This window comes from Micromonospora rhizosphaerae (assembly GCF_900091465.1).
In the GTDB taxonomy this organism is placed as follows: domain Bacteria; phylum Actinomycetota; class Actinomycetes; order Mycobacteriales; family Micromonosporaceae; genus Micromonospora; species Micromonospora rhizosphaerae.
Window position 1 is genome coordinate 2,878,345 of record NZ_FMHV01000002.1, and the last position, 21,149, is coordinate 2,899,493.

At 73.0% G+C, this 21,149-nt stretch carries 15 protein-coding genes; 12 read left to right on the forward strand and 3 right to left on the reverse strand.

Annotation, left to right across the window (positions count from 1 at the left end; all coding sequences use genetic code 11):
- The first annotated feature begins 99 nt into the window (after positions 1–99).
- Together GA0070624_RS13905 and GA0070624_RS13910 are read left to right on the forward strand one after the other, a co-directional pair.
- A complete protein-coding gene (locus tag GA0070624_RS13905) occupies positions 100–1,209 on the forward strand; it encodes a DegT/DnrJ/EryC1/StrS family aminotransferase (RefSeq protein ID WP_091341122.1) in 1,110 nt (369 codons plus the stop codon).
- Positions 1,206–2,249, forward strand: a complete 1,044-nt coding sequence (locus GA0070624_RS13910) for a Gfo/Idh/MocA family protein (RefSeq protein ID WP_091341124.1) — start codon at positions 1,206–1,208, stop codon at positions 2,247–2,249. The genes GA0070624_RS13905 and GA0070624_RS13910 overlap by 4 nt, the downstream gene beginning before the upstream one ends.
- 66 nt (positions 2,250–2,315) lie before the next feature.
- Here GA0070624_RS13910 and GA0070624_RS13915 read toward each other — a convergent pair whose 3' ends face one another.
- Positions 2,316–3,980 (reverse strand): glycosyltransferase, encoded by a 1,665-nt coding sequence (locus tag GA0070624_RS13915; protein WP_091341126.1) that lies wholly within the window; start codon positions 3,978–3,980, stop codon positions 2,316–2,318.
- Positions 3,981–4,115: 135 nt separating this feature from the next.
- Here GA0070624_RS13915 and GA0070624_RS13920 point away from each other — a divergent pair, with 135 nt between their 5' ends.
- Genes GA0070624_RS13920 through GA0070624_RS13935 form a run of 4 tightly spaced genes read left to right on the forward strand, consistent with a single transcriptional unit; the run spans position 4,116 to position 7,919 of the window.
- A complete protein-coding gene (locus tag GA0070624_RS13920; protein ID WP_245718781.1) occupies positions 4,116–5,330 on the forward strand; it encodes a glycosyltransferase in 1,215 nt (404 codons plus the stop codon).
- Between the two features lie 29 nt (positions 5,331–5,359).
- Entirely contained in the window at positions 5,360–5,926 is a 567-nt protein-coding gene (locus GA0070624_RS13925; RefSeq protein WP_141715009.1) for a hypothetical protein, read from the forward strand.
- Complete coding sequence (locus tag GA0070624_RS13930) at positions 5,923–7,311, forward strand: glycosyltransferase (RefSeq protein ID WP_176731692.1); 1,389 nt, start codon at positions 5,923–5,925, stop codon at positions 7,309–7,311. Before GA0070624_RS13925 ends, GA0070624_RS13930 begins: the two co-directional genes overlap by 4 nt.
- Positions 7,308–7,919, forward strand: a complete 612-nt coding sequence (locus GA0070624_RS13935) for a hypothetical protein (protein WP_141715010.1) — start codon at positions 7,308–7,310, stop codon at positions 7,917–7,919. The genes GA0070624_RS13930 and GA0070624_RS13935 overlap by 4 nt, the downstream gene beginning before the upstream one ends.
- A gap of 56 nt (positions 7,920–7,975) precedes the next feature.
- On the opposite strand, the gene wecB is transcribed toward GA0070624_RS13935, so the two are convergent.
- Positions 7,976–9,064, reverse strand: coding sequence for a non-hydrolyzing UDP-N-acetylglucosamine 2-epimerase (gene wecB, locus GA0070624_RS13940; RefSeq protein ID WP_091341134.1), 1,089 nt, complete (start codon positions 9,062–9,064; stop codon positions 7,976–7,978).
- A gap of 356 nt (positions 9,065–9,420) precedes the next feature.
- Here wecB and GA0070624_RS13945 point away from each other — a divergent pair, with 356 nt between their 5' ends.
- The 3 genes from GA0070624_RS13945 (at position 9,421) to GA0070624_RS13955 (ending at position 14,717) form a co-directional block, all read left to right on the forward strand.
- On the forward strand, positions 9,421–10,890 hold the full coding sequence (locus GA0070624_RS13945) for a glycosyltransferase family 39 protein (protein ID WP_091341136.1): 1,470 nt from the start codon (positions 9,421–9,423) through the stop codon (positions 10,888–10,890).
- Between the two features lie 288 nt (positions 10,891–11,178).
- The gene (locus GA0070624_RS13950) at positions 11,179–12,723 is read left to right on the forward strand and encodes a glycosyltransferase family 4 protein (RefSeq protein WP_091341138.1); all 1,545 of its coding nucleotides are present in this window, start codon (positions 11,179–11,181) and stop codon (positions 12,721–12,723) included.
- Between the two features lie 47 nt (positions 12,724–12,770).
- On the forward strand, positions 12,771–14,717 hold the full coding sequence (locus GA0070624_RS13955) for a DUF6311 domain-containing protein (protein ID WP_091341141.1): 1,947 nt from the start codon (positions 12,771–12,773) through the stop codon (positions 14,715–14,717).
- A gap of 80 nt (positions 14,718–14,797) precedes the next feature.
- Here the strand turns inward: GA0070624_RS13955 and GA0070624_RS13960 are convergent, their stop codons facing one another.
- The gene (locus tag GA0070624_RS13960; RefSeq protein WP_245718782.1) at positions 14,798–15,982 is read right to left on the reverse strand and encodes a mannosyltransferase family protein; all 1,185 of its coding nucleotides are present in this window, start codon (positions 15,980–15,982) and stop codon (positions 14,798–14,800) included.
- Positions 15,983–16,315: 333 nt separating this feature from the next.
- On the opposite strand from GA0070624_RS13960, the gene GA0070624_RS13965 reads away from it, so the two are divergent.
- The 3 genes from GA0070624_RS13965 to GA0070624_RS13975 all read left to right on the forward strand — a co-directional run bounded on the left by GA0070624_RS13965 (position 16,316) and on the right by GA0070624_RS13975 (position 21,107).
- The gene (locus tag GA0070624_RS13965) at positions 16,316–17,878 is read left to right on the forward strand and encodes a glycosyltransferase family 2 protein (RefSeq protein WP_091341144.1); all 1,563 of its coding nucleotides are present in this window, start codon (positions 16,316–16,318) and stop codon (positions 17,876–17,878) included.
- 4 nt (positions 17,879–17,882) lie between these two features.
- Positions 17,883–19,166 carry a nucleotide sugar dehydrogenase gene (locus GA0070624_RS13970; protein ID WP_091341146.1) on the forward strand — a complete coding sequence of 428 codons (1,284 nt, stop codon included), beginning with the start codon at positions 17,883–17,885 and terminating at the stop codon, positions 19,164–19,166.
- A gap of 192 nt (positions 19,167–19,358) precedes the next feature.
- Entirely contained in the window at positions 19,359–21,107 is a 1,749-nt protein-coding gene (locus GA0070624_RS13975) for a CDP-glycerol glycerophosphotransferase family protein (protein ID WP_091348807.1), read from the forward strand.
- The last annotated feature ends 42 nt before the right edge of the window (positions 21,108–21,149 follow it).

The window sequence follows — 21,149 nt, forward strand, 5'->3', positions numbered from 1 at the left end:
GAGAGACATACGGTCAGTCGATTCATTTGAACCAGTTACCATCGCCCCCCGAAAGCCGGAACCCCCCAAATGAGCACTTCGTCGACAGGAGGAAGCCCCATGGCTGGGCCGCACTCAGAGTTCATCCCCCCAGCGCGACCGATCATCGGTGAGGCCGAGATCGAGGCGGCTGTCCGGGTGCTGCGGAGCGGCCGGGTCGTGCAGGGCCCGGAGGTCGCGGCCTTCGAGGAGGAGTTCAGCGAGCTGGTCAACGGCCGGCACTGCGTCGCCGTCAACTCGGGCACGTCCGCCCTGCAGCTCACCCTGATGGCGCTCGGCTTCGGCCCCGGCGACGAGGTCATCGTGCCGTCGTTCTCCTTCGCCGCCAGCGCCAACGCCGTCCGGCTGGTCGGCGCCGAGCCGGTCTTCGTCGACATCGAGCCGGGCAGCTTCTGCGTCGACCCGGAGGCGGTCGCCGCCGCGGTCACCCCGCGGACCGTCGCGATCATGCCGGTGCACCTCTACGGCCACCCCGCCGCGATGGACCGGATCATGGCCATCGCCGAGCAGCACAACCTGGCCGTCGTCGAGGACGCCGCCCAGGCGCACGGCGCGACGCTGCACGGCGCCCCGGTCGGCGCCTTCGGCACCGCGGGCTGCTTCAGCTTCTACCCGACCAAGAACATGCACGCCCTGGAGGGCGGCATGGTCACCACCGCCGACGCCGAGCTGGCCCGGACCCTGCGGCTGCTGCGCAACCAGGGCATGGAGCAGCGGTACGCCAACGAGATCGTCGGCGCCAACATGCGGATGACCGACGTGGCCGCCGCCATCGGCCGGGTGCAGCTGCGGCAGCTGCCGGAGTGGACCGAGCAGCGTCGGGCCAACGCCAAGTTCCTCGACTCGAACATCACCGGCATGGTCGTCCCGCCGGTGGCCGACGCCGCCAAGCACGTCTACCACCAGTACACGGTGCGGGTGCGGGGCGACCGGGACGCCGCCCAGGCGCGCCTGACCGAGCTGGGCATCGGCAACGCGGTCTACTACCCGACCCCGATCCACCGGCTCAAGCCGTACCTGACCGAGGACGGCAAGCCCGGCCCGTGGGAGCTGCCGGAGACCGAGCGGGCCGCCGCCGAGGTGATCTCGCTGCCGGTGCACCCGTCGCTGAGCCAGGCCGACCTCGAGCGGATCGCCGAGGGCGCCAACCTCGCGGGCGGTGCCCGATGAGCGGGGCTCGCAAGCTCCGCGCCGGCCTGATCGGCCTGGGCGCGATGGGGCGCAACCACGCCCGGGTGCTGTCCAACCTGGACGGCGTCGAGCTGGTCGGCGTCGTCGACCCGGCCGGCGACGTCACCGGCACGCTGCGGGCGCCGGTGGTGCCAGAGCTCGGCGACCTGCTGGCCATGGGGATCGACTACGCCGTGGTCGCCTGCCCGACCGGCCTGCACGAGCAGATCGGCCTGGAGCTGGCGGCCAACGGGGTCTGCGCGCTGATCGAGAAGCCGCTGGCCCAGTCGGTGGAGGCCGCGACCCGCCTGGTCGAGGCGTTCGAGGCCGCCGGCCTGGTTGCCGGCGTCGGGCACATCGAGCGCTACAACCCCGCTCTGCAGAACCTGCGCACCCGGCTGGAGGCCGGCGAGCTGGGCGAGGTCTTCCAGGTCGTCACCCGGCGCCAGGGCCCGTTCCCGCACCGGATCGCCGACGTCGGCGTGGTGATGGACCTGGCCACCCACGACATCGACCTGACCGCGTGGGTGACCGGCCAGGAATACACCTCGGTGTCGGCCCGTACCGTCTCCCGCAGCGGCCGGCTGCACGAGGACATGGTCGCCGTGGTCGGCCAGCTCGTCGACGGCACGATGGTCAACCACCTGGTCAACTGGCTCAGCCCGCTCAAGGAGCGGTCCACCGTGATCACCGGTGACCGGGGCTGCTTCGTGGCGGACACCCTCACCGCCGACCTGACCTTCTACGCCAACGGCGCCATCGACACCGAGTGGGAGGCGCTGCGCGCGTTCCGCGGGGTGGCCGAGGGCGACATGGTCCGGTACGCGATCCCGAAGCGGGAGCCGCTGCTCGTCGAGCACGAGCGGTTCCGCGACGCGGTCGAGGGCAAGCAGAGCGACATCGTCACTCTCCGGCAGGGTCTGCGGACCGTGCAGGTCGCCGCGTGCCTGCTGGAGTCCGCCTCCGTGGGCGTCACGGTCAACGTGGGTTCGTCCACCTCGGACGGCGGCGAGCGGAACGGACGGGTCGCCGTCGGCTGACGCCGGGCGTACGTGGAAGGGGCCGGACCGCCGCGGCGGTCCGGCCTCTTCGCTGCCCGGGAGTCCTCAGCGGTCCGTCTGGTCGTCGGCGGCCGGTTCGACGCCGAGGAGCGCGTCGAACCGGTGCCGGGTGACCGTCCAGTCCCACGTCGCGATGGCATGCTCGGCGGCCGCCTTTCCGCTGGCCAGCCAGCGCTCCTCGGTGGCCGTCTCGGCCCGGATCCGGGCCGCCGCCTCGGCCGGGGTGCCGACCACCCAGTCGGCCGGGAAGAGGCTGTGCGCGCCGTGCTCGCGTCCGGCGAAGAACGGCCAGTCCCGGATCACCGGCACGGCGCCGCTGGCCGCGCCCTCCACCACCGCACAGTGGAAGCTCTCCCGGACCGAGGTGCTGAGGATGACCCCGATCCCGGTGAGCACCTTCGGCACGTCGCTGACCTGGCCGACCCGGACCACCGCGCCGGAGGGCTCCAACTCGGCGAGGTCGCCGTCGAGCGCCTCCTGGTAGTGCCGGACCGCCTCGCTCGCCCCCGTCTTCAGGCCCTCGCCGACGAGCAGCAGCCGGTAGCGCGGGTCCTCGGCCCGCAGCAGCCGGAGCACCTCGATGGCCCACCTCGGGTCCTTGGCCACCGCGCTGATCCCGACCAGCCCCAGGGTGAACCGGGCGGCGGGATCCTTCGGCAGCGGGTAGGCGTGCAGATCCATCGCGTTGCTGATCACGTGCAGCCGCGGCGCCTTCGCGCCGGCGAGTTCGGGGGCGACGGCGGTGGCCAGATCGCGCAGGTGGTCGGAGACGAAGACCACGTCGTCCAGCCGGGTGAAGTCGATCAGGTGGGGCCAGAAGCTGAACGCCTCGAAGCTGTGCAGCCGCAGCACGATCCGGGTGTCCCCGGGGTCGACCAGGGTGACCATGGCCGCGGTCGCCACCGCCCAGTCGACGAAGACCGTGTCCGCCCACTCCAGGTGCGGCCGGAGCCACCGCTCGACCTGCTCGCCGTACTCGGAACCGCCGAGCACCGGGTCGGCCACCATCGCGTCGACCCGGCGGGTCAGCGGCGCGGCGACCGGGTCGTCGGCCAGGTGCAGGTAGCGGAACTCCACCCCGGGGTGGTCGGCGTACCGGTCCCGGATCTCCCGGAGGAAGTGATCATTGCCGTTGGTCATCAGCAGCAGCCGCAGCGGCCGGTCGGTCGGGGGCGGCGCGGCCGGGACGGACCGGCCCCGGGGCGCCAGCAGCGCCCGGCCGACCGCGCTGTCCCGCAGCGGGGCGAGGAACGCCGCCGGATCGCCGGCCAGCGGCGAGGTGAGCTGGTCGAAGTGCGGAACCCGATGGAACAGGGTGCGCAGGGCCCGGTGCAGCCGCCGGGCCGCCGCCGCCCGGTCGCCCCGGGCGTACGCCGCGTCGGCCGCGTCCAGTTCGGCGCGCACTGCCTCCGTCAGGTGGGCGGGGGTCCGGCCCACCTTCAACTCCTCGGTGGCCTCCTGCATCAGCAGGTCCGCCCGGGTGTCGTGGTCGACGGTCCGGGCCACCGCGGCCAGCGCCGCCCGGGCCTCGGCGGCCGGCCAGCCGGCCCGGGTCATCCCGGTCCGGAGCCGCTTCGCCAGCGTGACCCGGGCCCGGGTCGGCAGCACCGGCGCCGCGGCGATCCCGCGCAGCAGCCGGGCGGCGGCGCGGTGGCGTACGACGGCGGGCGAGGTGACCCGGCGCAGCACCGGATCCAGCGGGCCCTTCATGGCTGGCCGTCTCGGGTCACGAATGGTCTCCGGTCATTCGGCGTGCGCCCCCCGGCCCGGCGGGCCGGGAGGGCGTGATGGACAGCGTGCATGTTAACGTCAGTGGGACTGGACAAAATGGCAGGGAAGGTTCGGGTGCCTGCATCTTCTGACCGGGACGTCGCTGTTCTCACCCCTTGGTACCCGACCCGGGAGCTGCCTTACCGGGGTGCGTTCGTCCGGGCGATGGTGGACGCCACCGCCCCCGGCTGCGACCGGATGACCGTCTTTCACTGCGACGCCTGGGTGGCCGCGCTCGACGAGCGGGCCGACCGGGCGGTCCTCGCCGCGCACCGGTCGCTGATGCCGCACGCGCTGCCCCCCAACCCGACCGTTGGCGGGGCCGAGCTGGTCTACGTGCCGGTCCCGGTGCCGCGCGGCCAGGGGCATCCGGAGATCGCCGACCGGCACGACCTCGCGCTGCGCTCCGCCCTCGGCGGGAGGCCGATCGACGCCCCCGTGGTGCACGCCCATGTCGGGCTGCCCAGCGGCTGGGCGGCGATCCGCAACGCCCGCCCGGACGCCAAGATCTTCGTCACCGAGCACGCCAGCTTCCTGGACAAGGTCCTGGAGACCCCGCGCGGCCGGGAGATGTACGACGAGGTGCTGCACCGCTGCACCGGCTTCCTGGCCGTCGGCGAGGGCGTGCGCCGACCGCTGGTCGAGGCGTTCCCGCACCACGCCGACCGGATCGGGTCGATCTCCAACCCGATCTCCTTCGACCAGCCCCGGCCCACGCCGGTGACCGAGCTGCGCCGGTGGCTCTTCGTCGGCGCGCTGTCCGAGCTGAAGGGCGTCCCGCTGCTGCTGGAGGCGTTCGCCCGGTGCCGGGCGGAGGAGCCGGGCCTGACCCTCACCCTGGTCGGCGAGGGCGCGCTCCTGGCCAGCCTGACCGCCCGGGCAGCCGAGCTGGGGGTGGCCGACGCGGTCACCTTCACCGGCGCGATCCCGCCGGACGAGGCGCTGCGGCTGATGCGCGAGCACGACCTGCTGGTGCACCCGAGCCGGGCCGAGACGTTCGGCGTCGCGGTGATCGAGGCGGTGGCCGCGGGCCTGCCGGTCCTGGTCACCCGCTGCGGCGGTCCGGAGCGCACGCTGGCCGGTGTGGAGGACGCCGCCGGTGTCATGATCGACGTGACGGACGACCCGGAGACCATCGTCAGCGGCTACCGGACGCTGCGGTCCCGTCTCCCGCACGGCCTCGATTCGTCACTCGCCCGCAAGGTGCTGGCCGACCGGTACGGGTACGCTGCGGTCGCCCGCACCCACCACCGTCTCTGGTTCTCCGACGAGGCGGCCCCGTCGGCCTGAGCCGGCGCGACCAGAGCTGATGGAGTGAGATGCACGTTCTTTTCCTGTCCGTCGGAGGGACCCGGCGGCGTGCAGTGGTGGAGGAGTCGGCCCAGGTCGTGGCCGACGGCGGGGCGGCCACCGTGGTCGTCGACCGGGCGGCGCAGTGGAGCAGGGAGACCTTCGCCGCCGGGGTGACCCTGGTCGAGTTGGCCCGGCTGGAGCAGCGCCAGCCGGCGCTGCGGGTCGAGCAGGCCGTGCTGTTCAAGGCGCCCCGGAAGGTGCTGCGCACGGTCGGCCGGGGTCCGCTGCGCCGCTTCGCCCACCGGGCGGAGAAGTCGTACGAGCGGCGGATCGCGTCGCGCGCCCACCGGGCGTTCCTGCGGATGCGCGGTGACGTACGTCCCAAGCTGGTCGACGCGCTGGTCCGTCGCGGCGCGTCGGTGGACGTGATGGTGGTCACGGATCCGCTCGCCATGCCGTACGCGGCACGCCTGGTGAGTGGTGCCCCCCGGTCCGCGAGACCGGAAGTCTGCTTCAGTTACGACTACTCTGGTTGTACGCCGAAACGTCAGCACGGGTCGATGCCGGATGCCGTCCAGGGGGACAACTCATGAATCGGACGCGGGAGCCGCGCCGACCACGCATTCTCTACCTCTCGTTCTACTTCCCGCCCTCGCGGGCCAGCGGTGTCTACCGTGCCCGGGCCACCGCCAACTACCTCGCCGGCCACGGCTGGGAGGTCACGGCGTTCGCCTCGCCGCTGAAGTTCCTGCACAACGTGATCGGCTCGGTGGACGAGCAGCTCGCGGAGACGGTGGACCCGCGGATCCGCGTGGAGCGGCCCAACCTGAGCCACTTCGCCTGGGAACGTGACCTGCGGCGCTTCAGCCGGTTCCGGGCGATGTCCCCGATCCTGGCCCGCAACATCTACAACTTCCGGCTGAGGAAGTTCTTCCCCGAGCACTATCTCTCCTGGGCGACCGCGGCCGTCCGCAAGGCGCTGAAGATGCACGCCCGGCGCCGCTTCGACGTGGTGCTGGCCACCGGCAACCCGTTCGCCTCGTTTGCCGCCGCCTGGGTGATCCACAAGCTCACCGGAGTGCCGTTCGCGGTCGACTACCGGGACGCCTGGACGCTGAACATGTTCACCGAGGAGCCCGCGTACGACCCGGACCACCCGGCGTGGAAGTGGGAGAAGCGGATCCTCCGTGACGCCTCCGCGTCCATCTTCGTCAATCAGCCGCTGCGCGCCTGGTACGCCGAGCGCTACCCGGACTCGGCGGACCGGATGATGGTGGTGCCGAACGGCTGGGACCCGGACCTGCTCACCCAGCTGGAGCCGACCGGCGCGACGACGACTCACGACGGCAACCGGCCGCTGCGATTCAGCTTCCTCGGCACGATGAACAACACCCAGCCCGTCGAGCAGCTGGCCGCGGCCTTCGAGCTGGCCCGCCGTCACCCCGACCTGGCCGACGCCGAGCTGAACATCTACGGCCACCTGGGCTACTTCAAGCAGAGCCAGGCTCAACTGATGGGCCGGCTCGGGCTGCCCGGCGGGGAGCAGGGCCACTCGGTGCCGGACACCGGCATCCACTACCGCGGACCGGTCTCCAAGACCGAGGTCGGCGAGGTCTACCAGGAGAGCGACGTCCTGGTGTTCCTCGCCGGCGGCGCCCGGTACGTGACCTCGGGCAAGATCTTCGAGTACATGGCGAGCGGCAGCCCGATCGTCTCGGTGCACGCGCCGGGCATCGCCGCCCAGGACGTGCTGGACGGCTACCCGCTCTGGTTCAACCCCAACAGCCTGGACGTGAACGACATCGCCGAGGCGATGATCGCCGCCGGCAAGGCGGCCCGGGACATGTCCCCCGAGCAGCGGGCGGCGGCGCGCGCGCACGGCGCCACCTTCACCCGGGAGGCGGTGACCGCACCGCTGGAGGCGCGGCTGCGCGGCATGGTCAAGCGGGGCATCGCCGGCGGGGGGTCGGGATCGTGACCACCGTCCGGGAACACGAGGAGAGGTCTGCAGAGGTGGCGGTCAGTCGGCAGCCGAGGGTGGTGCTGCTCTCGTTCAACCTGCGTCCGCACGAGCGGGTCGTCGCGCTGGCCGAGCGGCTGCTCGCCGAGGGCGCCCGGGTCGACCTGCTGGTGATCAGCGACAAGAACTGGGCCGACTTCGCCGACCGTGCCAACCTGCGCATCCTCGCCCTCAACGGGGAGGAGAAGCGGCACCCGGTGCTGCGGATGGAGCGGATCCTGGTCACCCGCGGGCCGCAGAAGGTGCTCAACGGGCTGGGCCGGCTCAGCGGCGACGGCGCCGCCGGCCGCCCGGTGCGCAGCCTGGCCCAAGGACACGAGCGGGTGTCCAGGGCGTTCCACCGCCGGGTCTTCATGAAGACGTACGCCAACTTCCGGCCGATGGTGCTCTCCCGGATCTTCGCGCGGCACCTGCCGGCGCTCGACCTCGACCACGTGGACATGATCGTGGCCTCCGACGCGATGTCCGTGACGCTCGGCTGGAAGCTGGCCCGCCGCTTCCCGAACGCGATCGCGACCACCTCGCTGGACCCGCCCTCGGCGGCCGAGGCGGCGTCGCGGCGCTGACCGCGGGAGACAGATCGGGGGGTGGTCGCGACCGCGACCACCCCCGACGTCGTACCTCAGCGGGCGTGCTCGGCGAGGATCCGCACCACGTTCTCGGCCGCGCGGCCGTCGCCGTACGGGGTGCCGCGGCCGGCGACCGGCGCGGCCCGGGTCACCGTCTCCACCCAGTCGGAGCGGCCCAGCACGGTCGGGTCCGGGACGAGCCGGTTCCAGTCGTCCTGCAGGGTCTCCACCCACTCGGTCTCCGGCCGCAGCGTGGTGCACGGCCGGTCGAGCAGGTACGCCTCCTTCTGCAGACCGCCGGAGTCCGTCACGACGCCGACCGAGCCGAGCACCGCGGCGACCATCGCGGCGTAGGGCAGCGGCCGCCCGACGTGCAGCGAGCCGCCGGCCAGCTTGAGGCCGTACTCATCGGCCCGGGCCAGCAGCCGGGGGTGGGCGAGCAGGGCGACCGGCACAGGCAGGTCGGCCAGGGCGGCGACCAGCGAGGCGAGCCGCTCGGGGTCGTCGGTGTTCTCCGCCCGGTGCAGCGTCGCCAGCAGGTACGGCGCGTCCGGGTCGATCCCCTCGGGCAGCTCGGGGCGCGGCTGCCCGCCGGCCAGCACCGCGTCGCGGACCCGCAGACACACGTCGACCATCACGTCGCCGGCCAGCACCGAACGCTTCGAAAGCCCCTCGGCGGCCAGGTGCCGCATCGCCTCCTCGGTGGGGGCGAGCAGCAGGTCCGCGCAGTGGTCGGTGAGGACCCGGTTGTGCTCCTCGGGCATCCGCCGGTTGAACGAGCGCAGCCCGGCCTCCAGGTGCGCGACGGGCAGGTGCATCTTCACCGCGGAGAGCGCGCCGGCCAGCGTCGAGTTGGTGTCCCCGTAGACGAGCACCCAGTCCGGCTTCTCCTCGGCGAGCACCGGGTCGAGGGCGGCCAGCGTCCGCCCGGTCTGCACACCGTGGCTGCCGGACCCGATGCCCAGGTGCACGTCCGGGTCGGGGATGCCGAGGCCGGAAAAGAAGACGTCCGAAAGGTCCGCGTCGTAGTGCTGACCCGTGTGCACGATGACGTGCTGGTGGTCGGTGGCGGCGAACGCCGCGGCGATCGGCGCGAGCTTGACCAGCTGCGGCCGGGCCCCCACGATGCTGACAACCTTCATCTGGATTGTTTCCTCCGGTTTCCTGTCCGCGATCGGCCGGTGCGGCCCCAGCGCCCCCAGTCCACCGGCTCGGCGCGGTGGACGACCGTCGGCGACCCCAGCTGACCGGGAGCCAGAACGAGCGCGGTGTCCGTCTCGTCGGGTTGAGGGCGGCCTAGGCTAACATCGCCCCGCCCCCGTCGAGGTTGGCGACATCCATCCGGCGCCGTGGCCGCGCCGGCCCCCGTCGCCCCCCCACATCCGCAGGATGATCGGCGTTCCCCGTGATCCGGCCCCGTCACCTACAGTATGGGTCGCCGCTTGGACGGCGGTCGCGGCGACGGGTGCGACGGATTTTACGAGCGAGGGAACGTTACGTGAACGAACGGCGCGGAGACGATCTGCCCGAGAGCGGCGACGGGGCCGGTGGAGCTGCGACGGCCGTACTTGACCCGCCCGCCGGGCAGGTCGAGGAGAGCCCCCCGCCCCGCTGGCGGTACTGGCCGCCGATCGCGATCGTGGCCACCGGCGTCGCGCTGTACGCCTTCTGGAAGATCAGCCAGGTCCTGCCGCCGATCGGGTACGGCTACTTCGCCCGTCCCCCGGTCTACGGCGTCCTGATCCCGATCTGGGACCGGCTGGCGCTGACCGTGATCCCGGCCGGGGTGCTGCTCGCCGGGGTCGGCTGGATGATCACCTCCTGGCGGCGGCTGCCCACCTGGGTCGCCCTGGCCCTGGTGATGGTCGCCGGCGTGGCCACCGCCACCACGGTCAACCTGGTCCGAGGCGAGGTCGGCGATCTCACCAAGGGCATCGCGACCGGCCCGAAGTCGCCCTACTACACCTCGGACCTGCACTTCGTCTACGAACTGGGGGTACGCGAATTCGTCGAGCGGCACCCCGAGCTGAGCGAGCAGTTCCACTCGTACAACTCCCGCACCCACCCGGCGGGCGTCTTCGTCTTCCTCTACCTGCTGTTCCGGATCTTCGGCGCCTCGCACAGCCTGCGGATCGCCGCGGCCATCGCCGTCGTCGCCTTCGCCTCGGCCATCTCCGCCTGGCTGATCGGCCGCACGCTGGGCGGGGAACGGGCCGGTCGGATCGGCGCCGTGCTGTTCGCGGCGGCGCCGGGGCCGCTCATGCTGGCGTACAGCAACCTGGACACCGTCTTCGCGGTGCCGATGACCCTCAGCGTCGCGCTCTTCGTGCTCGCCGCCCACCGGCGGTCGGTGACGGTGGCAGCGGCCGCCGGCGCCGTGCTGGGGCTGGGCACCCTGATGACGTTCGCCACCTCGTTCATCGTGCTCGCGGCGACCATCGCGCTGGTCGTCCAGACCGGCTGGCGGACTGCGGCGCGGCTGCTCGCCGCCGCGGCGGCCGGCGGCGTCGCCGTGCTGGTCCTGGCCTGGCTCACGCTCGGTTTCGATGTACTCGCCTCCTACCAGGTCTCCCCGAAGGTCTCCACGCCGTACAAGTGGTACTGGCTGCTGGGGAGCCCCGCCGCCTGGCTGATCTACGCCGGCCTGCCACTGGCCGCCCTGGGGATCTACGGGCTGTTCCGCAAGGTGCCGGGCGCCGGGCGGCCGGTGCTGGTGACCGTGCTGGTCCTCTTCCTGGTCGTCTGGGCGGGTTTGCCGACCGAGTTGACCAAGCTTCGGCCGGGCGAGGTGGAGCGGACCTGGATGTTCCTCTACCCGATGGCCGCGGCCACGGCCGGCCTGGTGGTCGACCGATGGACCGCCGGGTTCGACCGGCGCTGGCTGCGCGGCGCAGTGGTGGCCGGTCTGGTGCTGCTGTCGGTCGGGCAGGCCGTGTTCATCCAGGGGCTGTACAACAACTTCTTCTGAGGTGTCGCGCGTCGTACCGTCGCCCGTCGCGTGCCCGACCGTCGCTGAGCTGCGCTGATGCGGCGGCGAGGTTGGGCATCCCGGGCGTACCGTGAGGCGGAGGTCGATTGGCGACGTCCTGCCGTAGACTCGCGGAGGCTCGCGGGCGGTGCTCCCGTGCCCGAGCCTCGCGGCCCGTGCTCCGGTACGAGCCGCCCAAGACGGACCAGAGCCCGCAGAGAGGCGGATACCGGCACCATGGCACTCGACGGCGCTGCCGCCCGGCCCCCCGCACGTGGTCGGATCGTCATGTTGGTAGACAACGGCGTCAACGGTGACTCCCGGGTGCAGAAGGCCGCCCGATCGGCGGCCGACGCCGGCTGGGAGGTCATCCTGCTGGGCCGCTCCCCGGTCCGCGAGGAGCGGCACTGGCAGCTCGGCGCGGCCCAGGTCCGACTGCTGGCCATGCCGACCCCGCTGGCCAAGCGTCGGCACGAGTTCCGCCGGGCGTGGCTGCGCTGGCCGCTGGCGTACCCGCCCACCGGGATCGCCGCGCACCGGGCGCAGGCGGTCAAGGCCTGGAAGGCCGACCTCGCGCTGCGGCGGGCGCAGCTCGCCGGCGGTGGCGGGCTGCGCGTGACCGCGCTGACCGCCCAGGAGCTGGCCGCGAAGGTGACCGGCAAGTGGGTGTCGCTGCGCTACTGGTCGCTCACCAACGCCCGGACCCGGCGCAAGCTGCGCAGCCCGTGGGACCGCGCCTACACCTGGTTCTGGCAGGCGATGCAGGGCGACCGCGCCTGGCGCCGGCTGGAGCCCGGGCTGTGGGACTACGAGCTGGCGTACGGACCGGTGATCGACGAGCTGGCGCCGGACCTGATCCACGCCAACGACTTCCGGATGCTGGGCGTCGGCGCCCGGGCGAAGATCCGCGCGGCCGCCGCCGGTCGGGAGATCAAGCTGGTCTGGGACGCGCACGAGTTCCTCCCCGGCATCAAGCCCTGGCAGGACAACGGCCGCTGGCTCCCGGCGCACCGGGCGCACGAGCGGGAGTACGCCCCGTACGCCGACGCGGTGATGACCGTGTCGGACGGCCTGGCCGAGCTGCTCCAGCGCGAGCACGGGCTGGCCCGGACGCCGGACGTGGTGCTCAACGCCCCGGCCGCCGACCACGGCGAGCTGGTGCCGGACGCCCCCGCACCCGATCTGCGCGCGCTCTGCGGCATCGGCCCGGACGTGCCGCTGCTGGTCTACAGTGGCGCCGCCGCCAAGCAGCGCGGCCTGGACATCATGGTCGACGCGCTGCCCGAGCTGCCCGGCGTGCACGTGGCGCTCGTGGTCAACAAGCCGGCCGGTCCGTACGTCTCCGGCGTGCTGGCCCGCGCGGCGAAGCTCGGCGTGGCCGACCGGGTGCACGCGCTGCCCTACGTGGCGCACTGGGAGGTGGTGCCCTTCCTCTCGGCCGCCGACGCGGGCGTCATCCCGATCCACCACTGGCCCAACCACGAGATCGCGCTGATCACCAAGTTCTTCGAGTACTCGCACGCGCGGCTGCCGCTGGTCGTGTCCGACGTGAAGACGATGGCGCAGACGGTCCGCTCGACCGGGCAGGGCGAGGTGTTCCGCGCCGAGGACGTGGCCGACTTCGCCCGCGCGGTGCGCGCCGTCCTGGCCGACCCGCAGCGCTACCGCGCGGTGTACGACCGACCCGGCCTGCTCGACGAGTGGACCTGGGAGGCGCAGGCGAGGGTGCTGGACGGGGTCTACTCCCGGCTGCTGCCGGGCCGGCCCGGCCCGGCGCCGGCGAGTAGCCCGGCCGCGGACGAGCAGTCGACCCCGGTCGGCGCGGAGGCCTGAGCGGCCGGCCCCCAGGTCCCGCGCGGCCTTTCGTAGACTCTTGCGCCATGACCGCCCCTGGGCCCGACGCCCGCAGCCACGATCCTGCCCCGCTTGACGGCACCGAGGCGGTGGGGAAGCGCGGTGTGCTGACGGATGCACCCGCCAGCACGAGCACCACCGAGCCACCGGAGGTGTCGGCGCCCGGACGGCGGGCGGAGCGCACGGACCAGGCGGCGTCGGCCGTCGACCCGGGCGGGGCCTCGGCCGACGCCGCGCCCAGGTGGGGGTTGGGCCGCGGTCGGGTGGACCTCCTGGTGGCTCTGGTGTATCTCGCCTGGGCCTTCTGGGTGACGGCGCGGGGCTGGCGGGACGTCGACGGCCGGTTCCTCGGCAGCCGCCCCGACGACCAGGGTTTCAACGAATGGATGCTGGCGTACGCGGCGCACGCCGTCAGCCACCTGGAGAACCCGTTCTTCACCACCCTGCAGAACGCCCCCTCGGGGGTCAACCTGATGACCAACGTCGGGTTGCAGCTGCCCGGCCTGGTGCTCACCCCGGTCACCCTGCTCTTCGGCCCCGCCTTCTCGTACCTGCTGTTCATCACCCTGAACCTCGCCGGCACCGGCTACGCCTGGTACCACGTGCTCTCCCGGCACCTGGTGCGGTCCCGGGCGGCCGCCTTCGTCGGCGGACTCTGCTGCGGCTTCGCCCCGGCCCTGGTGTCGCACAGCAACGGACACCCGCACATCACCGCGCAGTGGTTGGTGCCCTTCATCCTCTGGCGGGTCGTCCGGCTGGCCCGGGGCGGCCATGTGGTCCGCGACGGGCTGGTGCTGGGCGCCCTCGTCACCGCGCAGTTCTTCGTCAGCCTGGAGATCCTCTTCCTGACCGCGCTCGGCTGCCTGATGGTGGTGGTCGGGTTTCTGCTCGTCCGACCCCGCGAGGCGCTGCGGCGGGCGCGCCCGCTGGTCGCCGGGCTGGCGATCACCGGGGTGCTGGTGGCGGCGGCCGCCGCGTACCCGCTCTGGATGCAGTTCGCCGGGCCGCAGCACCGGGTCGGCCACCCCGGGAACCCGGACGCCTACGCGCTGAAGCTCGGCTCGTACGTCAGGTACGCCACCGAGTCGATCGCCGGCAGCCCGACCAGCGCGTCGGGCTGGGCCCCGAACTTCACCGAGCAGGCCAGCTTCTACGGCTGGTCGCTGCTGGTGGTCGCGCTGGCCGCCGCCTGGTGGCTGCGGCGAGAGGTCGTCGTCCGGGTGCTCGCACTCGTCGCCGTCGCGTCCGCGGTCTTCTCGGTCGGCACCACCTGGACCTGGGACACCCGGCGCACCACCGTCCCGGCCCCGTTCGCGCTGGTGGACAACCTGCCGGTGTTCGACTCGATGGTGGCGGCCCGCTTCGCGCTGATCACCACCGCGGCCCTCGGCGTGCTGTTGGCGGTCGCGGGGGACCGGCTCACCGCGCCGGCGCTGCGCGAGCAGCCGGCTGGCCGGCTGGCCGGCGGCCTGGCCGCGGTCGCGGCGCTGGCCGCCCTGCTGCCGGTCCTGCCGACCCCGCTGCCGGCGACCGGCCGGCCCCCGGTGCCCCACTTCGTGACGAGCGGCGAGTGGCGGGAGCACGTGGCACCCGGGCGGACCCTGGTGCCGGTCCCGGTCGCCGACATGACCTCGCTGCACTGGAGCACGGCCGCGCTGGCCGGCTTCGCCGTGCCGCAGGGCTACTTCCTCGCTCCCACCTCCGCCACCGACCCCACCGGGCGGTGGGGCGTCGAGCCACAGCCGACGGCGAAGCTGCTCACCGCGGTCGCCCGCGGTCAGCGGGACACCATGGTCACCCCGGCCGACGTGACGCAGGCCCGCGCCGACGTCCGGCACTGGAAGGCGGACGTGGTGGTCCTGCCCCGGCACCCCCGTCAGGACCGCCTGCGGGCGGTGCTGGACGCCCTGTACGGCCCGGGCCAGCGGGTCGACGACGTGTGGCTCTGGGACGTCCGCCCGTACACCCGCTGAATCTCGCCGGTCTGCCAGTCGTCCACGCCCCGGCCGGTCAGGGTCGCCGGCCCGGGGTCACCCGGCCGCGGACCCCAGCGTCACGGCGAGTAGGTCCAGATGATCAGCAGGTGCCCGCCGAAGTAGGCCGACACGACGGTGAGGGTCGCCAGGACGGTGACCGCCCTCGCCCAGCCGGCCCGGGCCAGGGTGACGGCGACCGGCAGCAGCAGGGGGAACGCGGGTAGCAGGAACCGCGCCTTCGCGTGGTAGTAGCCGGCCGCGCCCAGGGTGGTGACCAGCAGCAGGCCACTGTAGAGCAGCAGCTGCCAGGGCTGCCGGTCGAGCAGGCTCAGCACGAAGAGCGCGATCGCCAGCAGCACCACCAGGGTCACCACGTACAGCGTGAGCGCCGACGGGTGGCCCAGCACCTTCTGGGCCACCCGCGCCGTGTCCGCCCCGAAGTCGAACGTGGTGCCCCAGCCCTCGTCCTGGATGTGGAACCAGCCGTCGGGGCGGCCGGTCCGCCAGCCCACCCAGGCCAGGTAGCCCAGCCAGCCGGCGGGCGCGAGCAGCAGGGCGGCCCACGGGCGCCAGCCGTCCCGGCGCCGGACGACGGCGATCAGCGCGGCCAGGCACACCACGGCGAGCAGCGCCGAGGCGGTGGGCCGGGTCAGCCCGGCGAGGAGGCAGAGCACGCCCGCGGTGACCCAGCGGGCGCGCAGCAGGGCGTACAGGCTCCACGCGGCGAACGCCGTGAAGATCCCCTCGCTGTAGCTCATCGACTGGACGATGCTGTGCGGCAGCACGCCCCAGAGCACCGCGAACATGATGCCCACCCGGCGGTCGTACAGGTGGTCGCCGATCGCGAACAGCGCCCAGGCGGCGGCGAGCGCGGCCACCCAGGCCACCACCAGCGCCGTGTTGCGCGCACAGAGCGGGGAGAGCGGTTCCAGCACCCGGACCAGGCCCGGGTAGAGCGGGAAGAACGCCATGTTGCTCTGCACCCGCTCGTATCCGTCGTAGCCGTGCTGGGCGATGCCCAGGTACCAGGCGCCGTCCGACTTGGCGAGCAGGGCGCCCGTACCCTTCCCGACGTTGTGGGCCCAGAGGTGCAGGGTCAGCAGCCCGATCAGCCGGACCGCCAGGTACCCGGCGAGGGCCGGGAGGGCGTGGCGCGCGGCGGAGCGCAGCCGCCCCAGCCGCCCGGCGGGGTGGTGGGGCCGGGTCGCGTCCGGCGCCGTCCGCCGCTCCTGGTCGCGCTCGTCGGTCATCACCACGTCCATGTCTGATTCCTGTCCGCGCCGGAGTTGGGGTGGGTGCGGCCGCCGGGGGCGACGGCGCCGGCCTGGCCTGCGGTGATGGCGTGCGCGCCGGGCCGGGAACCGGATGCAGGGTAGCAACCGGCGCACCGGGGTGGGGAACACCGACGGCGCACCGGACGCCGTCCGGTGACTGTCGTAGACTCGCTCGCGTCCGCGGGCGCGGTGCTGGCTGGGACGGAGACGGACGATAATGGGATCTGACGGCACGACCGCGGCGGTGGACACCCGGGGACGGGGCGCCATTCCCGTCGACAACCGGACCAACGGGGATTCCAGGGCGGGGAAGGCGGAGGCGTGAGCCAGCCCGATGTGACGGTGATCGTCGCCGTCTACAACACCATGCCGTACCTCACCACGTGCCTCACCTCGCTGGTGGAGCAGACCATCGGTCTGGAGCGGCTGGAGGTCGTCGCGGTGGACGACGGGTCCACCGACGGCAGCGGGGCAGAGCTGGACCGGTTCGCGCAGCGGTACCCGGGCACCTTCACCGTGCTGCACCAGCCCAACTCGGGCGGCCCGGCGGCACCGAGCAACCGCGCCCTGGACCGCGCGCGGGGGCGCTACGTCTTCTTCATCGGCTCCGACGACCACCTGGGGCCGGAGGCGCTGGAGCGGCTGGTCGCCGCCGCCGACCGCTGGCACTCGGACATCGTGCTCGGCCGGATGGTGGGCGCCAACAAGCGCTACGTCCACCAGGCGATCTACGCCAGCACCGAGGCGCAGGTGGACCTCTTCGACAGCGCGCTGCCCTGGTCCCTGTCGAACACCAAGCTGTTCCGGCGTGACCTGATCGAACGCCACGGGCTGCGGTTCCGCGAGGACATGCCGATGGGCAGCGACCAGCCCTTCACGCTGGAGGCCTGCCTCCGCGCCGAGCGGATCTCGGTCCTCGCCGACTACGAGTACTACTACGCGGTCAAGCGGGACAACGCGCAGAACATCACCTACGCCAGCCGGTTCGAGGAGCGGCTGCGCTGCGCCGAGGAGATCATCGGCTTCGTGGCCGGCCTGATCGGGCCGGGCCGGCAGCGCGACGCGATCCTGGTGCGCCACTTCACCTGGGAGGTGGCGAAGCTGCTCCGGCCCGAGTTCCTGGACCTGCAGCCCGACGTCCAGGAGCAGGTCCACATCCGGATCCGCAAGCTGGCCGAGACGTACCTCACCGACAACATCCGGGATCAGCTCGCCCCCGACGTGCGGCTGCGGCTGCTGATCGCCCGGGACGCCGACCTGGACCGGCTGCGGAAGCTGATCCGCCAGCAGGCCGACAAGGACCTGCCCGAGGTGACCGTCGCCGACGGCCGCTGGTACGCCCACTACGTCGGGTTCCGCGACCGGGAGCTGGGCTTCCCGGCCGAGTGGTACGACGTCACCGAGAACGCCGCCCAGATGATGGCCAAGCTCACCGCGACCGAGCTGGCCTGGGGCCGCGACGCCGCGGGCGCCCGGGCGCTGATCGTGACGGCCCACAGCCGGTGGGCCGACCTGGCCGAGCTCGCGGTGGACGCGGTGCGGGTCAGCGTCGGCGGGCTGACCGGTGTCACCTCGGTCGTCGCGGGCGGTCCCGGTACCGTCGTACGGGCCGACTTCCCGGTGGACCGGCTCCTCGAGGTCGTCGCGGGGGAGCGCCGGGCGGTACGGGCCGAGGTCACCGCGCTGGGCGGGACCGGTTCGGCGCCGCTGCGCACGGAGCGACGGCTCGCCGCACCACGCCTGCTGGCGCGGCGCGGTGGCCGGCTCCACATCGTCACGCCCACCACGAACCACAAGGGCCAGGTGATCGTCGCGATCACCCCGGTGACGCCCCGTCGGTTCATTGCCCGTCTCCGCCGAATGTGGCCCTCTGGAGGAAAGTAGTTCCATGAACATCTGCGTCGTCGCGCTGGGAAAGATCGGGCTGCCGCTCGCCGTGCAGTTCGCCTCGAAGGGGCACCGGGTGATCGGTGCCGACGTGTCCGAGCGGGTGGTGCGGCTGGTCAACGATGGGGCCGTGCCGTTCCCGGGTGAGACCGACCTGGACGTCAAGCTGAAGGAGGCGGTCGCCGCCGGGCTGTTCTCCGCCACCACCGACACCGCGGCGGCGGTTGCCGAGTCCGAGGCGGTCGTCGTGGTCGTGCCGCTCTTCGTCGACGCCGACGGGGTGCCGGACTTCGGCTGGATGGACGACGCCACCCGGGCCATCGCCGCGGGGCTCAAGCCGGGCACGCTGGTCAGCTACGAGACCACGCTGCCGGTCGGCACCACCCGCAACCGCTGGGCGCCGATGCTGGAGGAGGGCTCCGGCCTCACCGCCGGGAAGGACTTCCACCTGGTCTTCAGCCCGGAGCGGGTGCTCACCGGCCGGGTCTTCGCCGACCTGCGCCGCTACCCCAAGCTGGTCGGCGGCATCGACGAGGCGTCGGCCGAGCACGGCGTGCGCTTCTACGAGGCGGTGCTGGACTTCGACGAGCGGGCCGACCTGAACCGCCCGAACGGCGTCTGGGACCTGGGCTCGGCCGAGGCGTCCGAGTTGGCCAAGCTCGCCGAGACGACCTACCGGGACGTCAACATCGGCCTGGCGAACCAGTTCGCCCGGTTCGCCGACACGGTGGGCGTCGACGTGACCAAGGTCATCGAGGCCTGCAACACCCAGCCGTACAGCCACATCCACCAGCCGGGCATCGCGGTCGGCGGGCACTGCATCCCGATCTACCCGCGGATGTACCTGTGGAACGACCCGGCGGCCACCGTCGTGCGCTCGGCCCGCGAGGCCAACGCCGCGATGCCGGAGTACGCCGTCGACCTGCTCGCCGCCGCGTACGGCGACCTGACCGACGTCGGGGTGCTCGTGCTCGGTGCCGCGTACCGGGGTGGCGTCAAGGAGACCGCCTTCTCCGGCGTCTTCCCGACCGTCGAGGCGCTGCGCAAGCGGGGCGCCAAGCCGTACGTGTCGGACCCGATGTACACCAACGAGGAGCTGGCGGCGCACGGCCTGCCGGCGTACGACGGCCAGCCGGTGCAGGCCGCCGTCATCCAGGCCGACCACGCCGAGTACCGCACCCTCTCCCCGGCCGACCTGCCGGGCGTGACGGTGCTGGTCGATGGCCGCCGGGTCACCGACCCGGCCCGCTGGACGGGCGTCCGTCGGGTGGTCATCGGCGGCTGACCCGCCGCCCGGCGTGGGCCCCGGCCGGTCACGGCCGGGGCCCACCGTGTTTGCGACACGCGCGGTGACCGGTGCCACGGGTGCTTTGTCGGCCGGATACCCCGGCGATACTTGAAGTACTTGCCGCGTTAGGGTCGCAGCTGCCCGGTATCGGACGCGATCGTTACCGGTGGGCAGATAGGGAGCATGTCGTTGTTCAGCAGAGTACGGAGCCAGCAGGGCTTCGCCGCGGTCGGCGCGGTGCTGCTGGCGTACGGGATCATGATCCTGGCCGGCGCCTTCGGCTGGGTGGTCCCGTTCGCGGCGGCCGGGCTGGTCGCCATCGCGGGTGAGTTCGCCCTCGCCACCCGGTTCGCCGAGACAGGCGAGCTGCTGCAGAAGGCCGGCCTCGGGCTGGTCTGGCGGCGGCTCATCCGCGATCTGTCGGTCGTCCTGCTGATCGTCAGCGCGGTTCGGGCCGGGGTGGGCGGAACCGTCGCGGTCATCCTGCTGCCCGCCGCGCTCTGGACCGTGGCCGTCGGCACCACCGCCCTGGCCAAGATCACCGACGGCCGCGCCGCAACCCCGGCGTTCACCCGCAACATCGACCTCAGCGCGCTGCGTCGGGTCCCCGCCCCGCCGGCGTGGGCCCAGCGGATCGCCGGCCTCCAGCTGCCGCTGCTCAACGTGCTGCTCGTGCCGGCCGCCGTGGTGGCCGCATTGGTTGACCGGGTGACCCCGGTGGTGGTGACCGGGCTGGTCACCCTCGCCGCCGGGCTGGTGACCGCGGCGGTGCTGGCGCTCAGCTGGCTGCGCGGGCGCGGCCGGACGCCGGGGATCCTGCCCGAGGTGCACGCCTGGCTGGCCCGGGAGCGGCCGGAGGTGGCGCTCTACTTCGCCGGCCCGGCGAAGGACGTGTACCAGGCCAACATGTGGCTCGCCCCGACCGAGGCGGCCGGGCGCCGCGCGGTGGTGCTGCTGCGCCACGAGGACGCCTTCCGGGAGCTCGCCGACACCCGCCTGCCGGTGATCTGCGTACCGGCCGGGGTGGACTTCATGAACCTCGACCTGGGCAGCATCCGGGTCGCCCTCTACGCCGCGAACGTCGGCGCCAACATCCACATGCTGCGCGAGCCGGGCATGAAGCACGTCTTCGTCGGGCACGGCGACAGCGACAAGCAGGCCAGCGTCAACCCCTACAGCAAGGTGTACGACGAGGTGTGGGTGGCCGGGCCGGCCGGGCGGGAGCGGTACGCCCGGGCCGGGGTGGGGGTGCTGGACCGGAACATCGTCGAGATCGGCCGGCCCCAGCTCGCCGGGGTGCACACCTTCGGCTCGGCGGCCGCCGATCACCCCTTCACCGTGCTCTACGCCCCCACCTGGGAGGGCTGGCTCGACGACGACCAGTACCACACCTCGCTGGTGCTGATGGGGGAGCTGATCGTGACCGGCCTGCTCGCCGCGGGCGGCGTCCGGCTGATCTACAAGCCGCACCCGCTGACCGGCTCCCGGTCGAGGCAGGCCCGGGCGGCCCACGAGCGGATCGTCGCCCTGATCCGGGCCGCCGGCGGGGACACCGACGCCACCTCGTTGGACGGCACCGCCCACCTGGTGGTCACCGGCCGCACGCCGGCCCTGTTCGACTGCTTCAACGCCACTGACCTGCTGGTCAGCGACGTCTCGAGCGTGGTCTCCGACTTCGTGCAGAGCGAGCGGCCGTACGTGGTGGCCAACCCGGCGGGCCTGCCAGAGGACGAGTTCCGCCAGACGTTCCCGACCGCCCGGGCGGCCTACCTGTTCTCCGCCGACTGCGGCGAGCTGGAGAAGATCCTCGCCGTCACCCGGGCGGGCGATGACCCGATGACCGAGGCGCGGCGGGAGCTGAAGGAGTACCTGCTCGGGCCGGCCGGGGCGAACCCGATGGACCGCTTCCGGGAGGAGATCGGCCGGCTCTGCGGCTGAGGCGCGGAGCCGACGGAGGGCGACGGTCGACGGCGGGCAGCC